Below are 20,957 nucleotides of genomic sequence, written 5' to 3'. Positions count from 1 at the left end.
TTGCGGCTTTTTTGCATATCAAATTCACATCAGCCCTTGTAGGAGCGAGGCTTGCCCGCGAAAGCGATTTATCGGTCGACATTAATCGTGAAGGTGATGGCCTCTTCGCGGGCAAGCCTCGCTCCTACGGGCGATATGCGGTGATTAAGTAGGGTTGGATCCCAGCACCACATTCAGCGCACTGCGCGCATCATCCAGCTGCACCAGCGTGGCATGCCGCGCACCCAGCGCATCACGATTCTCGATCGCGGTCAGAATCGCCTTGTGTCGTGGCAACGCCAGTTCATGCACATTCGGTCGCTGGTTTGAATGCTTCAAGGCTTCGGCAATCGCCACCGAGAGCATGTTGCACAGGTTGGCCAACAGGTCGTTGTGGGTTGCATCGGCAATACGGCTGTGGAAATCCAGGTCCGGTTGCAGTAAAGCTTCGGGGGTCGGCGCGGCTTCCATGCGTTGGTAGGCTTCGCCAATGGAAGCGATGTCCGCCTCCGTGGCGAACTGCGCAGCCAGGGCCGCGGCGGCCGGTTCGATGATGCTGCGCACGCTGGTCAACAAGTCGAAGAACTCATTTTGCGGACTGCTTTGCATCAACCAATGCAGCACATCCGGATCCAGCATGTGCCAGTCCTTGCGCGGCTTGACCACGGTGCCGACCCGAGGGCGGGAGTACACGAGGCCCTTGGCAACCAGGACCCGAGTGGCTTCGCGCAACACTGGCCGGCTGACGGCATATTCTTCGCACAACAGCGCTTCGGCGGGCAGTTTGTCGTCTGGCAGGAAGCGTCCCGAGACGATCTGCATGCCCAGTTCCTGGACGATGCGCGAATGCATGCTTTTGCGGTCGGAGGGTTTGCGGTAATCCATGGGGAACGGCGCGGTCCTGTGCGAGGGGTGCCTGGCATGATAACAGGCACGGCGCATTCTTGAGGTGGGCACGAATCAAATGTGGGAGCGGGTCTACTCGTGAATTGATCGTTCCCACGCTCTGCGTGGGAATGCAGCCCGGGACGCTCCGCGTCCCTTCCAGAGCCGAACGCGGAGCGTCCGAAGAGGCATTCCCACGCAGAGCGTGGGAACGATCAAGGCAGGGGGCGGTGGTGTCAGTGAGAGTGGCGCGGGACTTCGGCTCCGCGGCAACCGACCAGGAAGTCAAAGTCGCAACCCTGATCCGCTTGCAGCACATGGTCGATGTACAGCTGACGATATCCGCCAACCAACAATTGCTGCGGCGGTTGCAGGTCGGCCATGCGCGCCGCCAGTTCGGCATCCGCAATGTCCAGGTGCAGACGGCCACTGGCGCAGTCGAGCTCGATCCAGTCGCCTTCCTTCACCGTCGCCAAAGGTCCGCCAGCCGCCGCTTCCGGCGCCACATGCAGCACCACGGTGCCGTACGCCGTGCCGCTCATGCGCGCATCGGAAATGCGCACCATATCGGTCACGCCCTGGGCCAGCAGCTTGGCCGGCAGGCCCATGTTGCCGACTTCGGCCATGCCTGGATAACCCTTCGGCCCGCAGTTTTTCATCACCAGAATCGAGTTGGCGTCGACGTCCAGTTCCGGGTCGTTGATCCGCGCCTTGTACATGTCGAAGTTCTCGAACACCACCGCACGGCCACGGTGCTGCATCAGCTCTGGCGTGGCGGCGGACGGCTTGAGCACGGCCCCCAGTGGCGCCAGGTTGCCGCGTAACACGCAGATCCCGCCGTCGGCGCGGATCGGGTTGTCGAGGGTGCGGATGACTTCGTCCTCACCGTAGATCGGCGCGTCCCTGGTGTTCTCGCCGATTGACTTGCCGTTGACGGTCAAGGCGTTCGGGTTCGGGATCAGATTGGCTTCACCCAAGCGACGCAATACCGCTGGCAAACCGCCGGCGTAGTAAAACTCTTCCATCAGGAAACGCCCCGACGGTTGCAGGTCGACGATGGTTGGCATGCCGCGACCGATGCGGGTCCAGTCGTCCAGATCCAGCTCCACGCCAATACGCCCGGCGATGGCTTTGAGGTGGATTACCGCGTTGGTCGAACCGCCGATGGCGGCGTTGACGCGAATGGCGTTCTCGAAGGCTTCCTTGGTCAGGATCTTCGACAGTTTCAAGTCTTCGCGAACCATCTCTACCGCACGCATGCCGGACATGTGCGCCAACACATACCGACGTGCATCGACCGCCGGAATCGCCGCGTTGTGGGGCAGGGAAGTGCCCAGCGCTTCAGCCATGCAGGCCATGGTCGAGGCAGTGCCCATGGTGTTGCACGTACCCGCCGAGCGGGACATGCCACCCTCGGCCGCGAGGAAATCGTCAATGGTGATGGTGCCGGCCTTGACCTGCTCGCTGAGCTGCCAGACCACGGTACCGGAACCGATGTCCTTGCCCTTGTGCTTGCCGTTGAGCATCGGCCCGCCGGTGACGACGATGGCTGGCACGTCGCAACTGGCCGCGCCCATCAGCAATGCCGGGGTAGTTTTGTCGCAACCGGTCAGCAGGACCACGCCGTCAATCGGGTTGCCACGAATCGCTTCTTCAACATCCATGCTCGCCAGATTGCGGGTGAGCATGGCGGTGGGACGCAGGTTGGATTCGCCGTTGGAGAACACCGGGAATTCCACCGGGAAACCCCCGGCCTCGATCACCCCGCGTTTCACATGCTCGGCAATCTGGCGGAAATGCGCGTTGCACGGGGTCAGTTCCGACCAAGTGTTGCAGATGCCAATGATCGGCTTGCCGTGGAATTGATGGTCGGCGATGCCCTGATTCTTCATCCAGCTGCGGTACATGAAACCGTTTTTGTCGGCGGTGCCAAACCATGAGGCGGAGCGCAGGGTGGGTTTCTTATCAGACATGATCAATTCTCTTATTGTATGACTATATTGTATAGGTATGGACGTAACATAAGCGAAAATATGCCTATTTTGAAGTGTTGTTGGGTAATTAGTATTACTATATAGTCGTTTCCAGCGAAGGGATGGCCCTGGCGGTTTACCGTGAGAGGTGTCTCCCGAGGTTCTATAAGAACAACAATCGGAGACCGATCTCATGAGCCCGGAACTGCGGCTTATACGTCGCATCACGCTGAAACTGATTCCCTTCCTGATCTTGCTGTACCTGATCACCTATGTGGATCGCTCCGCAGTGGGGTTCGCCAAATTGCACATGGGCGCCGACATCGGCCTGTTCCTCAGTGCCTGGTTGTCGTTTCCGGTGCTGCAATTGATAGCGCTGTGCCTGGTCGCGTTTGCGCTGTTTTCCTGTACCGCGGTGTTCTGGACCTTGCCCGGCCGATTCTTTGATATTGACTGACACTCCGCTTTCGCTGGCAAGCCAGCTCAGGGCATGCGGTGTTTTCAAGTTTTGTTTACAGGAGAAATTCATGCGTTTGGTTCAATTTGAGTTGAGTAACGGCGAACGCCGGGTGGGCGTGGTCGAGGAGGGGTTGGTGTGTGAAGTTCAGGACGCTCGCACCGTTCGCGACCTGGCCCTGGCGGCGATTGAGGCGGGCGTCAACCTTGAGCAACAGGTGCACGCCTTGGGGCTCGGCATCAGCCACGACTACGCCGAGCTGTTGGCGCAACTGCGCATTCTGCCGCCGCTGGATCACCCGGACCCGGCGCACATGCTGGTCAGCGGCACCGGCCTGACCCACCTGGGCAGTGCATCAGCCCGGGACAAGATGCATCAGCAGGCCGGTGATGAAGCCTCGATGACCGACACTATGCGCATCTTCAAGTGGGGCGTGGAGGGTGGTAAACCGGCAGCGGGGCAGGCCGGTGTGCAACCGGAATGGTTCTACAAGGGCGACGGTAGCATTGTCGTGCGTCCGGGCCGGCCGTTCCCATTGCCGCCATTTGCCGAAGACGCCGGCGAGGAACCTGAATTGAGTGGCTTGTACGTCATCGGCCACGACGGCAAGCCGTATCGCCTGGGGTTTGCGGTGGGCAACGAGTTCTCCGATCACATCATGGAACGCAAGAACTACCTGTATCTGGCCCACTCGAAACTGCGCAGTTGCAGCTATGGCCCGGAGCTGCGGGTCGGTGAACTGCCCCAGCACCTGGCCGGCACCAGCCGCATCCTGCGTGACGGTGAAGTGCTGTGGCAGAACGAGTTTCTCAGCGGCGAGGCCAACATGTGCCACAGCCTGGCGAACCTGGAGTTCCATCACTTCAAGTACCGCCAGTTCCTGCGTCCGGGGGATGTGCACATTCACTTCTTCGGCACCGCGACCCTGTCGTTCGCCGACGGGATTCGCACGCAGCCTGGCGACGTGTTCGAAATCAGCCAGGCCGAATTCGGCGCGCCGTTGATCAATGGCATCGCGCCGGTTGAAGCGGCTTTCGAGCCCGGCACGGTCGTCACACTTTAACCTCCCGCCACACCGATCGTTCCCACGCTCTGCGTGGGAATGCAGCCCAGGACGCTCCGCGTCCTTTCCCGAGCCGAACGCGGAGCGTCCGAAGAGGCATTCCCACGCAGAGCATGGGAACGATCAGTGGAGGCATGAGCTATCATTGGGTCTTTCCCATTCAAAGATTGACTGCCATGACTGCTGCAACCGATACCTTGCTCAACGCCCTCGAACACTGCGGAATGGTCGAAATCGACGGGAAACACGCCTTCGAATTTTCCCTCGATGAAGAAGATAACCTGCATATCGAATGCATGGATGGTCGAAACGCACTGCACTGGGAATTCACTCCCGCGCAGATTCAAGCCGCAACCTTCGATCCAACTTTGCAGAGCTGGCTGATCAATGACAGTGGCGGCGAGCACCGACTGGTGTGCCTCGGCGACGTCGTTAGCGGTGACAACGAAGACGATGAACAAGAGGATGCGTAACCTCTGGCCGCTGTTGATCGCCGGCAGCATCGGCGCGATGGGTGTTCAGGCCGCATCTGCCGACGACTATCAATTGCTCGTGGGTTCGTACACCGCCGGGCAAAGTCAGGGCATCTATCGCCTGAATTTCGACAGCGCGACCGGGCAAATCAACGCCAAACCATTGCAAGTGATCAAAAGCGAAAACCCGTCATGGCTGACCCTGTCCACGGATCAGCGACGCTTGTTCGTGGTCAACGAAAATGGCCCGGGCCAGGCCGATCCGGTGGGACGTGTCAGCAGTTATGCGATCGCCCCCAAGACCCACGAGCTGAGCCTGATCAGTCAGGTACAGAGCCTGGGCAACGAGCCGACCCATTCGAGCCTCAGCGCTGATGCCAGCCACCTGTTCGTCAGTAATTACTCGGTGGCCGAAGACCCGGGCGGCACCCTGGCGGTGTTGCCGGTGGGCGCCGACGGCACGCTGAAGCCGGTGGTGCAAATGAGCAGTCATCCGGCCAGTCGGGTCAATCCCGAGCGGCAGATGTCGGCGCACGTGCATTCGACTATCCCATCGCCGGATGGCAAATACTTGTTTTCCAACGACCTGGGGGCCGACAAGGTTTTTGCCTACCGTTTCGACCCCAAGGCCAATCCTGACCTGCCGTTGACCCCGGCCACGCCGGGGTTTGTCCAGTTGCCATCAGGCAGCGGTCCGCGTCATCTGCTGTTCAGCGCTGATGGCAAGCACGCCTGGCTGACCATGGAAATGAGCGCCCAGGTGGCCGTGTTCGATTACCGTGACGGCAAGCTTGAGCAGACGCAAATGGTCGATCTGGCCGCCGGTCAGCCTGTTTCGGACAAGGCCGCCGCTGCGTTGCATGCATCAAAGGACGGCAAGTTCCTTTACGTCAGCAATCGTGGCACCGCCAATCAGTTGCTGGTGTTCGCCATCGACCCTTTGAGCGGACACCTTAAGGAGCTGCAGCGCCGAACAGTGGAAGGCGACCATCCACGGGAATTCAGTCTCGATCCCAGTGGCAAATTCCTGCTGATCGCCAACCAGAAAAGCAACCAAATTGTCGTCGTCGAGCGCGATGCCAAGACCGGTCTGCTGGGTAAAACCGTGCAAAAACTGGCGATGGACGCGCCGAGCGACCTCAAGTTCATGCTGTGACATTAGGCCGCAGGCCCCGGTTCGCGGGGCCTGTAGCTTTCTATCAATGAGGCTGATATTTGGTAATGCTACAAAGCATTTCAAGGCATCGTTCATCGAGGGTTAAGTTTGCTTCACGGCCCCACCGGTCAAGCAAGCCAACTGACTTCGAGGAATACAGCATGAACTTCAATCTCTTCTCAATAATCGCCGCTTCCGCCATCTCTGCCACTGTTGCGCTGCCAGCGAGCGCCAACGTTGAAATCAGCGACAAAAAATCCCACACCCAGAGCTACACCCAGAAATACCTGCAACAAAGCGCCAACTTCTACGCCGCGCTGGATCACAAAGCCCAGCAATGAAATGTCCTCCCTGCACCCTTTATGCAGGAGCGAAGTCACTTGCCGATCGAGCGTTGAAAGTTCGAAAAGCACTGAAGTGATGTCGCTCCTGCATAACGCGTTTACGACAGCATCATATTGCCATCAATGTTTCGCTTGATATCACCTAGCCACCAGTTTAAATTTGACGCGGATTTTTTGACTCCTTCTCAAGAAAAGGATCGACGATATGGCAATGCGTCTGGCCGTGGTGCTGCTGTTCCTCTATTCCACCCCGATTTTATCCGCTGCCGAGCCCATTTCCAGGGAGCCGGACGCTGCCCGCGAGCGCTTGATGAGTTTTATTGAAGACTGAAATAGTCTCGCTTAATGATCAACGCAGCTGATAGTTGCTATAGACAAGCCTTGTTGGTTATCGATGCCTTTTTGATCGATTCTGTGGACTCTGAAACATGTCCACGGAGTACATCATGGCCAGCGCAATCATCACTTCTGCCAAACACGGCGCCTATGTGGCTATCGGTCTTTACCTGGTCATGGTGCTGGTTTTCAGTCTTTCGCCGCAGTCGCAACAATCCTTCGAAGCGCCTATTCAAGTCGCACATCCTGGCATCCAGTTTGAACACCACGCGCAACAGGCGATGGCTGATCAGGCTGATCTCGTGGGAGTCGGCGGAGCATGAACCGTTGCAAACTTTTGCTCATCGCCTTCCTGGCATTCATTACCAATGGCTTTTCCTTGCTGGGGATCGGGCAAGGTTCGATAGGTGGGGTGGCACGGGCCATCGAGGCCAATCACAACATCGCGCGCAACATCGAGACAGCCAGCGCCATGGGCATGTTGGCCGGCAACCCGCCGGTCAAACCTGAAATGGCCTTTTTCGGCCCCTTCCAGATTGATTGCTCGGTGATTGGGATGTGTGAAGTGTTGGCGTAACAGCACAACCCTCTGTAGGAGCGAGCATGCTCGCGATGGACCTGAGAACACCATGGGGTGTCAGGCTTCCCGCGTAATCGTTGGCGACCATCGCGAGCATGCTCGCTCCTACAGGGGATTGGTTATTTTTTCATGATCGAGGTGAACAGGTCCGACTCAAGAAGCCGCTGTAACCACGCCTGCAACCGTCGATATGGCGTCTGCGCAAACCACTCACGATCGACATGGGCGAATTGCCGTATGAACGGCATCAACGCCACATCGGCCAGGCATGGATGTCCGGTCAGCAGGTAGTCGCGCCCCTCCAGCAACTCATTAAGTCTGCGAAGGAACACCTCACCTTCGGCGCGATAAAACGCCATCGGTTGATCGGGATAGCGTTCGGCGTACTTGTAGCGGTTCAGATGCACCTTGAACGCCTGATCGTTCTCCTCAATCAACGCCGCCATGGCGAGTTGCCCTTGCTGATCGCCCTTGAGCAACCAGTCCTGCGGATCATTCTGCGCGACGGCCCAGCGCATGATTTCCAGGCTTTCGTCGATGACCCGGCCTTCAACGCTCAGCACCGGCACCGTGCCTTTGCTCGACAGCGCGAGCATCTCGGCGGGTTTGGCCTTGAGGCTGACTTCGACGATGTTCACGGCAACCCCCGCATAACGCAGGGCCATGCGCGCCCGCATGGCGTACGGGCAGCGGCGAAAAGAATACAGCGTGGTCATTTCACCTCCAGGGTGCTCAGGCCATTGCCCTGACGGTGAACCTGAATCTGCACCGGAATCCGCTCATGCATTTCCTGTACGTGGGAAATCACCGCGACCTTGCGCCCCTGGGCCTGCAAGCCATCGAGGGCGTCCATGGCCAGTTGCAAAGATTCCGGGTCAAGGCTGCCAAAGCCCTCGTCGATGAACAGCGATTCGATTTTCAGCGTGCTCGACGCCATCGATGCCAGACCCAACGCCAGGGCCAGCGACACCAGGAAGGTCTCACCGCCGGACAACGAATGCACCGAACGCAGTTCGTCGCCCATCTCGGTGTCCATCACCAACAGCCCGAGCATGCTGCCGCCCCGTTTGAGGCGATAGCGCCGCACCAGTTGGCGCAGTTGCACGTTGGCGTGGTGCACCAGCAGATCGAGGTTGTAGGCCTGGGCGATCTTGCGGAAGGTGTCGCCGGTGGCCGAGCCGATCAATGCATTCAGGCGTGCCCAGCGTTGATACTCGGTGTAAGCCTCGGCAATTTGCTGCGCCAACGCCTGATTGGCGTTCTGCCGGCGTTGGTCCTCGGCCTGTTGGGCGCGGAGTTCGGCGCAAAGCTGTTCGCTGACGGCGCACTGGTTTTGCAGTTCGGGGAGGGCGGTATCGAGTTGTTCGGCGTCAAGGTTACCGTTGTGCTGCGCCTGGTGATCGAGCAAACGCTTGTCGCGCTCCTGCACCAGGACGCTGGCCTGTTCGATGGCTTTTTCGCTGTGCTGCAAGCGTTGGCGCAGCTCGCTGACCTGGGCGTCATCGACGCGCAGCAGGTCTTCGAGGCCACCGTCATCCAGCTCCGGATGACGGGCGCGCCAGTCGGCGATGTTGCCGGCCAGTTCCGTGCCCTCGCTTTCCAGAGCTTGCAAACGCTCTTGCTGGGACTTGAGTTCGGCGGCGATTCGCACCTGTTGCGTGTGGACGCTTTGCAGCTCCTGAGCGGTCGTGGTTTCGGCGCTGCGTGCGGTTTCCACACCCCGTTCCAGTTGCTGCTGCCACTGCTCGGCGCTGCCGTGCTCGCCGAGCAACTGCCCGAGCGTGTGCTGGCACGCCCGTTTTTGTTCAGTCAGCGCATTGAGCTGCTGTTCGGCCGCTTGTAACTGTTGCACGCGGGTTTGCTGCCGATCCTGTTCCTTCTCGAGGTTTTGCTGACGCTGTTGCTGTTCGGCGAGCTCTTCCTTCTGTTGATCGAGTTGCGCCAGGCGCTCGGTGATCTGCCGATCGAGTTGCATGAAGGTCGCGGCCGGCTCAATACGCAGCGCTTGCAGGGTTTCGGTCGGCAGCAGGCTGGCGAACGCGGTGAGTTCTTCGTCCAGACGCTGACGGTCACTGCTCAGTTCGCGCTGTTGATTGTCCAAATGCCGGGCCGCTTGCTGATGCGCGGTTTCGGCGTGGCGCAATTGCTGAGTCAGGCGCGCGGCATCCTGTTGCAGGGTGAGTAGGGCGGTTTGTCTTTGCTCATCCTGGGTGATGCTTTGATTCAACTGACTGTTTTGCCGGGTCAGCCATCCGTCGCGCTTGTCGACGTCCTGACTCAACAGTTGGGTTGTCAGGGGATGCGCTTCAAGGCTCGGCGACAAGGCTTGTTGCTGGGTTGCCAATTGCTCCTGCTGTTGCAGCAGCTCTTTTTGTTGAGCGATCAGGCCGCCGACTTCTGCGCGCAGATCGGTGAGTTTTTCCTTGAGCAGGTCGACGGCTTTCTGGGCGTTGGCTTGTTCGCTTTCATCGAAACGGCCGAGGCTTTGCAGCAGCGCTTCGGGCTGGTGATACGGATGCTCGTGGCTGCCACAAACGGGGCATGGCTGATCATCCTGCAACTGCGTGCGCAATTCTTCGACACTGGCACTACGCGCCAGTCGCTGACGCTCCAGCAGATCGCGGGTGACGTTGAGGGTCTGCTCGGCGACGCTCAGTTCAGACTTGGTTTTTACCCCGTCCTGAGTCAGGCGCTCGCGTTCCTGTTGCGCGATGAGCTGGCGCTGTTGCAACTCGGCAGCGCGCTTGTCGAGTTCCTGTTGGCTGGCCCACAACCGCGTCAAGTCTTCAATGGCGCGCAGTTGTTTGCGGTTGTCCTGCAACAGGTTGCCGAGAATGCCGATCTGCTCGGCGACGGCATCCGGTTCGGCACCGGCCTCGTTGAACAACACTTCCAGCTGCTGTTTCTGCGCGGTGAGCGCTTGTGCGGTACGCGTCGCGTTTAGTTCGAGATTGGCCAGTTCGGCCTGCCCCTGATTCAGTCGATTGCCGATCAACATCAACTGTTGCAGGCGATCTCGATAGGCATGCCAGGCATCGCTCAACGGCGCCAGATGGACGCTTCGTTCCAGCGCGGCGGCCATGCGCTGCAAGTGTTCGGCGACCTGGATTTGCCGTTCGTGCAAGGTTTGAATCGCGCTCTGGCCCTGGGTGCAGGCCAGTTCGGCTTTGTGCTGTGTTTCAGCGCTCAGGGCGGCATCCCTGGCGAGACGGGCGAGGGTGCTTTGCTCTTCGAAGGCCTGGCGCAGCAACGGTGCGCCATCGGTTTGCCGCTGTTGCGCTTCGCCCAATGTGATCCGGGTTGCGCTGAGACGTTGCTCCAGCTGCGTTTGGCGCTCGCCGAATTCGCCATGCTGTTGCGTATGTTGGGCAATGTGCGCCGCCAAGGGTGTTAGCAACGCGTCGATCTGGGCTTTGCGGGCAAACTGGTGCCGTTGCGGCGCCAGTTGCTCCAGGCGGGTCAGCTTCAAGCGCTCGCCGGCCAGGCTTTGCCAATGGGTCTGAGCCGCTTGCCGTTGTTCGGTGGCGCTGTGTTGCGCGTCCTGTAACTGACGCAATTCCTTGAGCCAGGTGTGCTGTAACTCAAGCTGCTTGAGCTGGGCCTGCTGCAATTTCAAATGTTGTTTTGCTGCGTTGAAGCGCTCATCCAGTTCCGCCCGGGCTTCGGGCGCCAGCGGCGTGACGCCGTTGGCCTGATCCTGCAGCAGCTTGTGCGCTTCGCGGGCTTCTTTGGTCTTGTCGAAAGCGCGACGGCCCAGCCGGGTATAGAGCGCCGTGTCGGTGAGTTTTTCCAGCAGTTCGCTGCGGTCGTTATCATCGGCTTTGAGGAAGGCGCTGAACTCGCTTTGCGCCAGCAGCACGGCGCGGGTGAACTGTTCGAAGTTCAGGCCCAGTACCGACTCGATCTTGCTTTTGAACTCAAGCTTTTGACTGGCCAGCAGTTGATCCTGGTCGATGTCACGCAAGCTTTGCCGACTGGCTTGCAGCCTGCCACCAGCTTTCTCCCTTGCGCGGTTGGCTTCCCAGCGAGCGCGATAGCGGCGACCGTCAATGCCGACGAAATCCACTTCCGCGTAGCCTTCACCGGTACCGCGACGCAACAGCGTGCGTGGATCGCCGGTGCCGATTTCGCCGTCAACGTCCGGCGCCTTGGCTGATGGCTGGACACTGTTGAGCCGCGGCACAGTGCCGAACAACGCCAGGCACAAGGCATCGAGCAACGTGCTCTTACCCGCGCCGGTCGGGCCGGTAATCGCGAACAGGCCGGCGCTTGCCAGCGGTTCGGCGGTGAAGTCGATCTCGAAAGGGCCGGCCAGCGAGGCGAGGTTTTTCAGGCGAATGGCGAGGATCTTCATGGCTGTTCGCTCTCCATCTGCACATCTTGCAGCAGCTCGGCAAAGTCCTTGAGGGTTTGTTCGTCAACCTCGCTGCCGTAGTTGTCCTGCCAGGCGCGGCTGAACAGTTCCTGGGGCGTGAGTTGGTCCAGTTCGATCAGCGTCGCACCGTCATCGTTGCCTTCACGGCTGCCGTTGCCGGCGTATTCGGCCGCGATGCGCACCAGGCGCACGGCCTTGCCTTGCAAGGCGGTTTCCACTTGGTGACGCAAGTCCGGTTGTGGTTCGTCGAGGCGCACCCGCACTTCCAGCCATGGCTGGCGCTGGTAGTCGGCCAACAGGTCGATGTTCGGCAGGTCGGCCAGTTGCAGCAAAATGTCCGCCAATGGCGCCGGGCCGATGCGTTGTAGATTCACGGCGCGGGGAATGAGTTTGGGTTCGATGCTGATCAGCGATTCGCCGTCGAGGGTGACGTCGAGAATCTGGTGCTGGTAAGCGATTTCGGAGAACGACAGCGGAATCGGCGAACCGCTGTAGCGAATCCGTTCTTCACCATTGACCTTCTGCGGCTTGTGCAAATGACCGAGGGCGACGTAGCTGATGCTCGGCCCGAACAAGCTGGCGGGCAGGGCTTCGGCGTTGCCGATGATCAGGCTGCGCTCGGAATCTTCCGACACCGAACCGCCGGCCATGTGCGCGTGGCTGATGGCGATCAGTGCCTGACCCGGTTGGCGCTTGGCGTTGGCCGCTTCGATCAGCCATTCGTGAACCTGGCCGATACCGCGCAGGTAGTTGTCGCCCAGATGCGCACCGGTGACTTCGGCCGGACGCAGGAACGGCAGCGCCAGGCACCAGCCGGCGATGTTGCCGCTGGCATCGGGCAACGGCAGCAACAGGCGTTCGGCGTCCAGTTGACCGTCATCCAGCCACAGCACCCGACCCAATGCATGGGTGCGCAAACGGCGCATCAACGGCGCGGGCAATTCGATCCGCGAGCCGGAATCGTGGTTGCCGGCAATCATCACGATGGTCAGCAGCGGCTGCTGCTCGTGGGCGCTGACGATGAAGTCGTAAAGGCGTTCCTGGGCTTTGACCGGTGGGTTGACCGTGTCGAAGATATCGCCGGCGATCAGCAGCACATCGGGCTGATCGAGTTTGAGCTGACGCAGCAGCCAGTCGAGAAAACAGCCGTGCTCGAAATCGCGATCCTGGCCATGCAGGTTCTGCCCAAGGTGCCAGTCGGAGGTGTGGAACAGACGCAAGGCGAACTCCGCTACTTGAAAGGTGATGGCCGCGAAGGAAATGACAGCGGCGAAAGGGGAGAGAGTTTACTGGCAAACGCGTTCAATGTGGCCAGCCGCCGACAGTCACGACCTTGCGAACTGTTCACCGTACTGATCGTTCCCACGCTCCGCGTGGGAATGCATCCCGTGACGCTCCGCGTCACCATTGCGCAAGTCTCAAGCCGTGCGTCGCGAGCGGAACGCGGAGCGTCCCAGGCGGCATTCCCACGCGGAGCGTGGGAACGATCAGGGGGGGCGGCTTCTATTTGGGATAAAGCGGTGGCAGCCCACTGTCGCCAGTTGGGTCCTGAGCCCGTTCAGTTATCGGGATCGTACGAATCACCCGCCACAGTTCTTCCCCCTGCCAATGCTGGCCGGTCTCGCTGTACAGCGCACCGTTCAAGCCGTCCAGCGCGTCGGACAGTGGTACGAAACGGGCGGCCATGTCGGCCAGGGTTTCCGGTTGCTGCCGGGCCCAGGCGTCGAGGGCCTGGCGGGTGGCGTGGGAGTCGTTGGCCTGGCAGGCGCGCTTGAGCTCGTCGAGCACGGTGCGCGGGCTTGGGCCGGCTTGCGTTGCACGCAGGATTGCCGGTTGCCAGCGCGCTCGCCACCACAGGCCGAAGCCAAGAAGGGTGGTGCAAGCCAGGATCAGGCTGCTGAGCTTCCAGCGCCACAGGGTTTCGCTGTCGGCAGATGCGTTGAGTGGTGAGGTGCCGGCCGGTGTGTCGACCATCAGGCTCGGATTGGCCGCCACTTGCAGGGTTCTGGCCGGCAGGCTGCTGTGTTCAAGGTGGTCTTCGAAAGTGTTCCACCAGACCACTTCAACCGACGGCAACTCAATTGAACCGCTGCGGGCCGGCACCAGCGCTTCGCGGTCCTCGCGACTGCCGACCAGGCCACGCTCGCTGTTCTGGTTGCCCAGCACCGGTTGATCCGGATAACGGCGCAAGCCGCTGACTTCGGTGCCCGATAGCGGCGGCAGTTGCGAACTGGCCAGGCCTTCGGCCTTCACCGTCAGACTGCGGGTCAGTGAGTCGCCCGCCTGAACGTGCTCCGGCTCCGGATTCCAGGTTTCGCTGAGCGTCAGGCTGCGAGCCGGTAACCAGGGCAGGTCGGCGGGGTAGGTGATGGGTTTGGCCTTGACCGTCAGCAGGAGTTCGCCAGAGCTGACACGCATCAGTTTGCCGGACTTCGGTGTCTGCGATGCAGCGTCCTTGATAGGTTGCGCATCCACGAGCGCGGCATTGAAGATCTGCCCTGGAATAATCAACTCACCGCTGTGTTGCGGGTAGATCGCGTAGCGCATTTCGATCACGCCGTGGCGCACGCCGTTGATGTCTTTTTCGTAGGTTCGTGATTCGCCCAACTGCTCGATGCGCGCATCGGGTATCTGCAATGGCGGCAGGCTGCTGTCGTCGTACAGCGACACCGAATGGTAGATACGCAAGGTCAGGATCGCCTGGGCCTGCACGTACACGCTGGTTTGATCGAGACTGGCGTCGATGAACACCGCGGCCAGTTTGTTCGGATTCTCCTGGGCCTGACTCTCGACCACTTGCACGGTTATCGGCTGGCTCTGGACGTCGCCCAGCTTCAGCGACGGGATCACCACGCTGCCGTTTTGCAGCGGCAGCAGGGTGACGATCCAGCGAGTGGTGGCGCGGTTGTCGCCGTTGAGGGTGTTCAACTGGTTGACCTGGCGGGTGCCACGCACTTCGAACAGCGGCGCCAGTGGCGTCAGGTCAGGCTTGCCGAACTGTGTCACGTCGTTGGATTCCAGGGTCAGTTCGATCGTCTCGCCGGAGTTCAGGTGCGTGCGATCGACACTGGCGACCAACTCGGCTGCCTGGGCCTGAGTGGTCCACAACACAATGGCGAACATGAAAGCGGTGAAGCGGGTCATCGAATTTTTCCCTGATCCTGATGTTGTTGCTGTTCGTACCAGAATTTGCGCCTGAGCAATTCCCCCGGATCATCCGGAATCTGCCGCAGCCATTGCTCCAGTGCCTGCTGCTGTTCGCCCTCGATGCTGTCGCTGGCCGGTCGCATGGGCGGCGTGGTGTGCTGTTCGTCCCCCAACTCGCTGCCCGGAACTTCATTGGTGCCAGCCTTTGGCGGCGCCTTGGGCGATTGTTCGGTATCGGAGCCAGACTGTTGCTCAGCGTTTTTCGGCTCGCCCGGGCTCTGCGCCTGCGTGGCAGCGCCAGGTGGTGGTTCTTGCGCAGCAGTCTGGGACTCCTCGTTGGCGGTTTTGTCTGGCTCGGCGGTGGGCGGGGTGGTTTTCTGCTTGAGCAGGCTTTCCACCAATGCCTTGTTGGTCAACGCCGGGCGCAAGTCCGGTTGGCGTTCAAGTGCCTGTTCATACGCATCCAGCGCTGCCTCCAGCTCACCACTTTTGGCCAGGGCGTTGCCTCGATTGTAGTGGGCATGGGCATCGTTGCCTTCGGCGAACCGCTGGGCGGCGCCGCTGTAATCGCCGGCATCGTAGAGGGCCACGCCTTGCCACTGATGATCTTCGAAGTGCTGAGCGGCCTCGGCCGGGCGTTGCTGCTTGAGCAGGTGCATGCCTTGTTGGTCGGGGCGCAACCACAGATCCTGAAAATCGAAGGCATAGCTTGATTGTGGCAGCGCCAGCAGCAACGGCAGGCAGAGCAACCAGCCACGACGACCGGCGCAGGCCGCCAGCAGCAACAGCGGCAATAGCAACCAGTAACCCTGATCGGCCCAACTGTCCAAACGCAAGGTCTGGCCGTCGTTGCGCAGGTTGCGCGGGCCATCGAGCAAGCCAAGAGCCCGCAGATCGCTGTCAGCCAGGCGCGCGTGGCGATAGCGTCCGTCCAGATCATCGGCGAAGGCTTTCAGGCCCGGCTCGTCCAGATGGGGCACCAGAATCGCACCCTGTTCGTCCTTGAGAAAACTGCCATCCTCCTGGGTGATCGGCGCGCCCTCGGCGGTGCCGATGCCAAGCATCAGGAACTGGGTGGATTTGCCGCTCAGTGCACGACGAATCCCCAGGCGTTCCTGTTCCGTCAGGGTCGAGCCGATCAGTAGAATCCGGCCGTCGCCAAGGGCGCCTTGTTCCAGCAGGGTCAGGGCCTTGATCACCGCCAGATCGGCGCGATGGCCGGCTTCGGGCATCAACGACGGCTTGAGGGCATCCAGCAGATTGTGGCTGGTGGCCAGATCGTCCGACAGCGGCACGAGCGTGTGTGCGCTACCGGCAAATACGACGATGGCGGTCTGCGCGTCGCTGCGGTTTTGCAGCAGGTCGAAGAGCTTGCGCCGTGCCTGTTCCAGACGGTTGGGCTGAACGTCGGTGGCGAGCATTTCCGGGGTCAACTCAAGGATCACCACCAATGGGTCGGCGGGTTTCTGGGCGAGCTGCTCGACACGCTCCCAGCTCGGCCCAAGCAGCGCGAGTACGGTGAGAAGCCACGCCACACCCAAGGCCACCCATGGCAGTTTACTGTCGCGTCCGCTGCCACCACTGAGCAGTGCCGCATGAAAGGCCGGCGGCAGAATCATCTGCCAACGCCCGGCGCGCTTTTGGCGGTGCCAGAGTTTCCACAGCAACCAGCCCAGCAGCGGCAACAACAACAGCCACCAGGGGCGGAACCAGTACGGCCAGAGCGCGCTCATCGGCGTCTCCGAAGGCGCAGACGCTTGAGACGCTGGCGCCAGTCAGGCATTTGCGTTGGCAAAAACAGTTTCTTGCTAAACAGACGCTGCAGCGGATTGTCCGGCCAGAGCTCGCGGGCCACCATCAGCATGCTCAATAACAGCGCCATCGCTAGCGGCCAGTGATACAACGTCTGGGCCGGACGGGCCTGGGTCGGTTGCTGGGTCACGGGTTCCAGTTGGTCGAGGGTGTCCTTGATCGCTTGCAGTTCCTTGCCATCTCGCGCCCGAAAGTAACGGCCGCCGGTCGCCTGCGCGATCGCTTTCAGGGAAGGCTCATCAAGATCCAGGCTCGGATTGATACCGAGGAAACCCTGGGTACCACTTTCCTCCGGATCGGCGCCGATGCCGATCGGGTAGATTTTCACGCCTTCCCTGGCCGCCAGGCGCGCCGCAGTGAGCGGGTCGATTTGACCGCTGTTGTTGGCACCATCGGTCACCAGAATCAGCACGCGACTTTGTGCCGGGCGTTGCCGCAGGCGTTTGAGGGCCAGACCAATGGCGTCGCCGATGGCGGTGTTCTTGCCGGCGATGCCGATACGCGCTTCGTCGAGCCAGACGCGTACGGTATGCCGGTCGAAGGTAAGCGGCGCTTGCAGGTAGGCCTGGCTGCCGAACAGGATCAAGCCAACCCGATCGCCATCGCGGCTTTCGAGGAAGTCACCGAGCAAATGCTGGACTAACGCAAGGCGGCTGACGTCTTCGTCCTGCCACTGCATGTCGGGGAAATCCATGGAGCCGGACACGTCCACCGCCACCAGCAGGTCACGGCCACTGGCCGCAATCGGCAGCGGTTCGCCGAGCCATTGCGGGCGCGCTGCGGCGGTCAGCAGCAGCAACCACAGCAGCAGGAATGGCGCCTGTTGTCGCCATGCCGGCAGGTTCGCTCGGGCGCGGCGTCGGACCAGGCCTTCGAGGTCACTGAGGAAGCTGACTTTGAGCGCCGGCTCGCCGCTGTCGGCTACCGGCAGCACGATACGCATCAGCCACGGCAACGGTAGCAGGGCGAAGATCCACGGCCAGGCGAACTCAAACATGTTTGCGAATCCAGGTTTCGACAGCCTGGGTCAAGCCGGCGATGGCCTTGTCGTCGAGCTTGCATTCGGGTTTGTAGGCGCCTTCGACCAGTACCATCCAGCGGGTCAGCCCGGCAGCCGGGCAGCGGTTGTCGAGGAAGGCCAGCCACTTGCGCCCGTTGAGGGTATGGCTCTGGCTATAGGGATAATGGTTGCGGCACAGACGCTTGAGCAGGCCATTGAGTTGCTGCAGCCATGCGCCGGCGGGGGCGCCGTCGTAGGGCTTGGGCATCAGTGCCAGTTCTGCCAGTGCAGCGACGCGCACCGGGTCCAACGGTTGTTCGGCGCGCACGATCGGGCGCTTTTGCGGAATGAATCGACGAAGTCTCCAAAGACCGAAGCCGATCACGGGCAGCAGCAACAGCAACAACCACCAGCCCGGCGCCGGCGGCCAGGATTCGATCGGAGGCGGGGAAATCAGCGGTTGCAGTTGTTCGAGACTGTTCATCGACCTTTCCCCGGCTTTTGAGGGTTCAGGTACTCGCGCAGTTGCTCGACCATTTCGCTCTGGGTGCTCAACGGCATCAGCAACACCCGCAGCTTTTGCGCGAGCAGTTCCCAGCGGGCGATGCGCACTTCGGCCTGCGCGCGGTAGGTCTGGCGCAGATCGTAATTAAGCGTGTCGAGTTCCAGTTGCGCACCGCGCTCAGCGAAACGCAGCAAACCGGCGGCGGGCAGGGCGTGATCCAGCGGGTCTGACACCGGCAGCAGCAACAGGTCGCAATGTCGCGACAACAGGCTCAGTTGCTGCTCGGCGCTCTCGGACAAGGCGCGCTCATCGCAAATCACAATCACCAGGCTGCCGGGGCGCGATACTTCCCGGGCGCGGCGCAGGGCAATACCGAATGCATCGCGGTCCGGCTCGCTTTCGGTGTTCAACGACTGATTGACCCGCACCAGCCGGTTGAGCAGTTGCAGCAGGCTCTGTTTGCTGCGCCGGGGTTTGATTTCGTAGTGCTCGTTGTCGCCGAACACCAGCCCGCCAACCCGATCGTTATGCCCGAGCGCAGCCCAGCCGATCAGACTCGCGGCTTGGGCGGCAAGCACCGACTTGAACATCAGGCCCGAGCCGAAAAACAACCGGCGACTCTGCTCGACCATGATGAAAATCGGTCGTTCGCGTTCCTCGTGGAATAGCTTGGTGTGCGGCTCCTGGGTCCGCGCGGTGACGCGCCAGTCGATGGTCCGCACGTCGTCGCCTGCCTGATAGACCCGCACCTGATCGAAGTCCACGCCACGTCCGCGCAGCTTGGAGTGGTGCAGACCGATCAGCGGGCTGCGCTGGCTCGGCGTGGAGAACAGTTGCACTTCGCGCACGCGATGACGCATCTCGATCATCTCGGCGAGCGTGATGCGGACACCTGGTTGGGGCGGCAGGAGGGCGTTCATCGGGGTCAAGCGACGGCTACGACGTCGAGGATCCGCTGGACAACCCGGTCCTGATCGATGCCAGCGGCTTCGGCTTCAAAGGAAAGAATGATGCGGTGGCGTAACACATCGAACAGCACCGCCTGAATGTCTTCCGGGCTGACGAAGTCGCGTCCGGCCAGCCAGGCGTGGGCCCGGGAGCAACGGTCCAGGGCGATGGAGCCGCGAGGGCTGGCGCCGTAAGCGATCCACTCGGCCATTTCCGGGTCGAACTTGGCCGGGGTGCGCGTGGCCATGACCAACTGCACCAGGTATTCCTCCACTGCATCGGCCATGTATAAGCCGAGAATTTCCTTGCGCGCGGCAAAAATGGCCTGCTGGCTGACCCGGCGTTCGGGTTTGGCCTCGCCGTGCAGGGCTTCGCCCCGGGCTTGCTGCAGGATGCGGCGTTCGACGGCGGCATCCGGGAAGCCGATCTTCACGTGCAACAGGAAACGGTCGAGCTGGGCTTCGGGCAGCGGATACGTGCCTTCCTGCTCGATAGGGTTTTGCGTGGCCATCACCAGAAACAGTGGCGACAGTTCATAGGTGCTGCGTCCGACACTCACCTGGCGCTCGCCCATGGCTTCGAGCAATGCCGACTGAACCTTGGCCGGGGCACGGTTGATTTCGTCCGCCAGCACCAGGTTATGGAAGATCGGACCTTGCTGGAACACGAAACTGCCTGTTTCCGGGCGATAGATTTCCGTGCCAGTGATGTCGGCAGGCAACAGGTCGGGGGTGAACTGAATGCGGTGGAACTGGGCTTCGATGCCTTCGGCAAGTTCTTTGATGGCCTTGGTCTTGGCCAGGCCAGGGGCGCCCTCGACCAGCATATGGCCGTCGGCAAGCAGGGCGATGAGCAAGCGCTCGATGAGTTTTTCCTGGCCGAGAATCTGCGTTGAAAGAAAGGTTCGCAGCGCGAGCAGCGCTTCACGATGTTCCATCGATGACTGTTCCTGGAAAGGGTGACCGAAGACGTTCGTATAACGCCAGGGCTGGGGGCGTTACTTTAATCCATCGCGGGGGGCGGCGACTAACGGCATTTTGTGCAAAGGGCGGGAAATGATTGGCAAACTGTTGGATGTTTGTACGGGCGAGAGGGAGACGTCGTTCATTCGGGCCTCTTCGCGGGCAAGCCTCGCTCCTACAGGTGTCGATGTCGTCCGCAGATATCGCGTCCGATTCAATCCCTGTAGGAGCGAGGCTTGCCCGCGAAGAGGCACGCTCAGGCACCATCAAAGCTGGCTGATGTAAGTCCCAGTCCCCTTGAGAATGTTCTGCAAGGTCTCTTCAACCTCAGCCAGATCACTCGAATCGGTGTCGTGAGTGATTTCCAGCACATCATCACCATTAAGCACATCAGCATCCGCCGCAGCGATTTCGATCAGCAGTCGCGTAGGGCTAAGGGTGACTTTCACGCCATCCAGCGTCGAGGGTTCGCCGTCGAGGGTGATTTCCAGCTCGTCTTCGTCCGGATAACGGGTCATCAGGAACATTTCGCCCTTGTCGCTGTGGCAGCAGAGCATGGCCATGTTGTCTTCTTCGTCATCGCACGGGTTGACGATCAAGAGGGCGGTGGTCATTTGCATGGGGAATTCCTGGCTCGGTGGGCGTAATGAAGGCGTACAAAAGGCGATTCTGCCAGCCTCAGTGAATTTCTGCTCGCCCGAGTGTCGAAGGATGTGTTGTGACTGGCCAAAGTGTTGTTGGTCATTTCTGGTACGGATGTACCGCAAAACCGGACAGAAACCCGACATTTTTCCGTACGACTGCTAGTGTTCTTCGATGCACCGCCACCAAGCTGCATACCGTTGACCGAATATGTCGCAGCTTCGCAAGCACGGGCCTTGCCGCACTCGTTAAGCTGCGCAACGGATGAGCACCTGTAAAGGCATTGCGTTGCCCGCAGCCCAGTCGCTTTTGCAGATGCC

The 20,957-nt window shown here is 60.7% G+C and carries 19 protein-coding genes and 1 pseudogene; 8 read left to right on the top strand and 12 right to left on the bottom strand.

The annotated features are described in order from the left end of the window. Positions 1–144: 144 nt before the first annotated feature. Positions 145–864 (bottom strand): FadR/GntR family transcriptional regulator, encoded by a 720-nt coding sequence (locus CES87_RS29375; RefSeq protein WP_128608859.1) that lies wholly within the window; start codon positions 862–864, stop codon positions 145–147. A gap of 236 nt (positions 865–1,100) precedes the next feature. Continuing rightward, positions 1,101–2,837 carry an IlvD/Edd family dehydratase gene (locus CES87_RS29370; RefSeq protein WP_178081502.1) on the bottom strand — a complete coding sequence of 579 codons (1,737 nt, stop codon included), beginning with the start codon at positions 2,835–2,837 and terminating at the stop codon, positions 1,101–1,103. 193 nt (positions 2,838–3,030) lie between these two features. Between CES87_RS29370 and CES87_RS29365 the strand changes: the two are divergent. From CES87_RS29365 to CES87_RS29335, 8 genes and pseudogenes are all read left to right on the top strand, one after another. Further along, positions 3,031–3,168, top strand: a pseudogene (locus CES87_RS29365) (MFS transporter); the annotation flags it as partial. Between the two features lie 196 nt (positions 3,169–3,364). Beyond that, the gene (araD1, locus tag CES87_RS29360; protein ID WP_128608857.1) at positions 3,365–4,357 is read left to right on the top strand and encodes an AraD1 family protein; all 993 of its coding nucleotides are present in this window, start codon (positions 3,365–3,367) and stop codon (positions 4,355–4,357) included. A gap of 134 nt (positions 4,358–4,491) precedes the next feature. Next, positions 4,492–4,830, top strand: a complete 339-nt coding sequence (locus CES87_RS29355) for a DUF5629 family protein (protein ID WP_128608856.1) — start codon at positions 4,492–4,494, stop codon at positions 4,828–4,830. Next, positions 4,823–5,986 (top strand): lactonase family protein, encoded by a 1,164-nt coding sequence (locus CES87_RS29350; RefSeq protein WP_128608855.1) that lies wholly within the window; start codon positions 4,823–4,825, stop codon positions 5,984–5,986. Before CES87_RS29355 ends, CES87_RS29350 begins: the two co-directional genes overlap by 8 nt. A 161-nt stretch (positions 5,987–6,147) precedes the next feature. Continuing rightward, positions 6,148–6,327: a hypothetical protein gene (locus CES87_RS29345; RefSeq protein WP_128608854.1), complete on the top strand. Its 180-nt coding sequence runs from the start codon at positions 6,148–6,150 to the stop codon at positions 6,325–6,327. Positions 6,328–6,535: 208 nt separating this feature from the next. Beyond that, the gene (locus CES87_RS33810; RefSeq protein ID WP_256591136.1) at positions 6,536–6,661 is read left to right on the top strand and encodes a hypothetical protein; all 126 of its coding nucleotides are present in this window, start codon (positions 6,536–6,538) and stop codon (positions 6,659–6,661) included. Positions 6,662–6,776: 115 nt separating this feature from the next. After that, positions 6,777–6,989, top strand: coding sequence for a hypothetical protein (locus CES87_RS29340; protein WP_128608853.1), 213 nt, complete (start codon positions 6,777–6,779; stop codon positions 6,987–6,989). Continuing rightward, positions 6,986–7,243, top strand: a complete 258-nt coding sequence (locus CES87_RS29335; protein ID WP_128608852.1) for a hypothetical protein — start codon at positions 6,986–6,988, stop codon at positions 7,241–7,243. Before CES87_RS29340 ends, CES87_RS29335 begins: the two co-directional genes overlap by 4 nt. A gap of 122 nt (positions 7,244–7,365) precedes the next feature. Here the strand turns inward: CES87_RS29335 and CES87_RS29330 are convergent, their stop codons facing one another. The 10 genes from CES87_RS29330 to CES87_RS29285 form a co-directional block, all read right to left on the bottom strand. Next, positions 7,366–7,962: a glutathione S-transferase gene (locus CES87_RS29330; protein WP_128608851.1), complete on the bottom strand. Its 597-nt coding sequence runs from the start codon at positions 7,960–7,962 to the stop codon at positions 7,366–7,368. Then, entirely contained in the window at positions 7,959–11,600 is a 3,642-nt protein-coding gene (locus CES87_RS29325) for an AAA family ATPase (protein WP_128608850.1), read from the bottom strand. Before CES87_RS29325 ends, CES87_RS29330 begins: the two co-directional genes overlap by 4 nt. Continuing rightward, complete coding sequence (locus tag CES87_RS29320) at positions 11,597–12,841, bottom strand: exonuclease SbcCD subunit D C-terminal domain-containing protein (RefSeq protein ID WP_128608849.1); 1,245 nt, start codon at positions 12,839–12,841, stop codon at positions 11,597–11,599. Before CES87_RS29320 ends, CES87_RS29325 begins: the two co-directional genes overlap by 4 nt. A gap of 283 nt (positions 12,842–13,124) precedes the next feature. Next, entirely contained in the window at positions 13,125–14,765 is a 1,641-nt protein-coding gene (locus tag CES87_RS29315; protein WP_128608848.1) for a BatD family protein, read from the bottom strand. Beyond that, complete coding sequence (locus CES87_RS29310; RefSeq protein ID WP_128608847.1) at positions 14,762–16,501, bottom strand: tetratricopeptide repeat protein; 1,740 nt, start codon at positions 16,499–16,501, stop codon at positions 14,762–14,764. The genes CES87_RS29315 and CES87_RS29310 overlap by 4 nt, the downstream gene beginning before the upstream one ends. Beyond that, the gene (locus tag CES87_RS29305) at positions 16,498–17,577 is read right to left on the bottom strand and encodes a VWA domain-containing protein (RefSeq protein WP_128608846.1); all 1,080 of its coding nucleotides are present in this window, start codon (positions 17,575–17,577) and stop codon (positions 16,498–16,500) included. The genes CES87_RS29310 and CES87_RS29305 overlap by 4 nt, the downstream gene beginning before the upstream one ends. After that, on the bottom strand, positions 17,570–18,064 hold the full coding sequence (locus CES87_RS29300; protein ID WP_128608845.1) for a DUF4381 domain-containing protein: 495 nt from the start codon (positions 18,062–18,064) through the stop codon (positions 17,570–17,572). The genes CES87_RS29305 and CES87_RS29300 overlap by 8 nt, the downstream gene beginning before the upstream one ends. Further along, positions 18,061–19,005, bottom strand: a complete 945-nt coding sequence (locus CES87_RS29295) for a DUF58 domain-containing protein (protein WP_128608844.1) — start codon at positions 19,003–19,005, stop codon at positions 18,061–18,063. The genes CES87_RS29300 and CES87_RS29295 overlap by 4 nt, the downstream gene beginning before the upstream one ends. Before the next feature lie 5 nt (positions 19,006–19,010). After that, the gene (locus tag CES87_RS29290; protein WP_128608843.1) at positions 19,011–19,970 is read right to left on the bottom strand and encodes a MoxR family ATPase; all 960 of its coding nucleotides are present in this window, start codon (positions 19,968–19,970) and stop codon (positions 19,011–19,013) included. 291 nt (positions 19,971–20,261) lie between these two features. Then, on the bottom strand, positions 20,262–20,615 hold the full coding sequence (locus tag CES87_RS29285) for a hypothetical protein (RefSeq protein WP_128608842.1): 354 nt from the start codon (positions 20,613–20,615) through the stop codon (positions 20,262–20,264). Positions 20,616–20,957: the final 342 nt, after the last annotated feature.

The sequence above is a fragment of the Pseudomonas sp. ERMR1:02 genome (genome assembly GCF_002277815.1).
GTDB lineage: Bacteria > Pseudomonadota > Gammaproteobacteria > Pseudomonadales > Pseudomonadaceae > Aquipseudomonas.
This window is presented reverse-complemented; position numbering and strand designations above follow the sequence as displayed.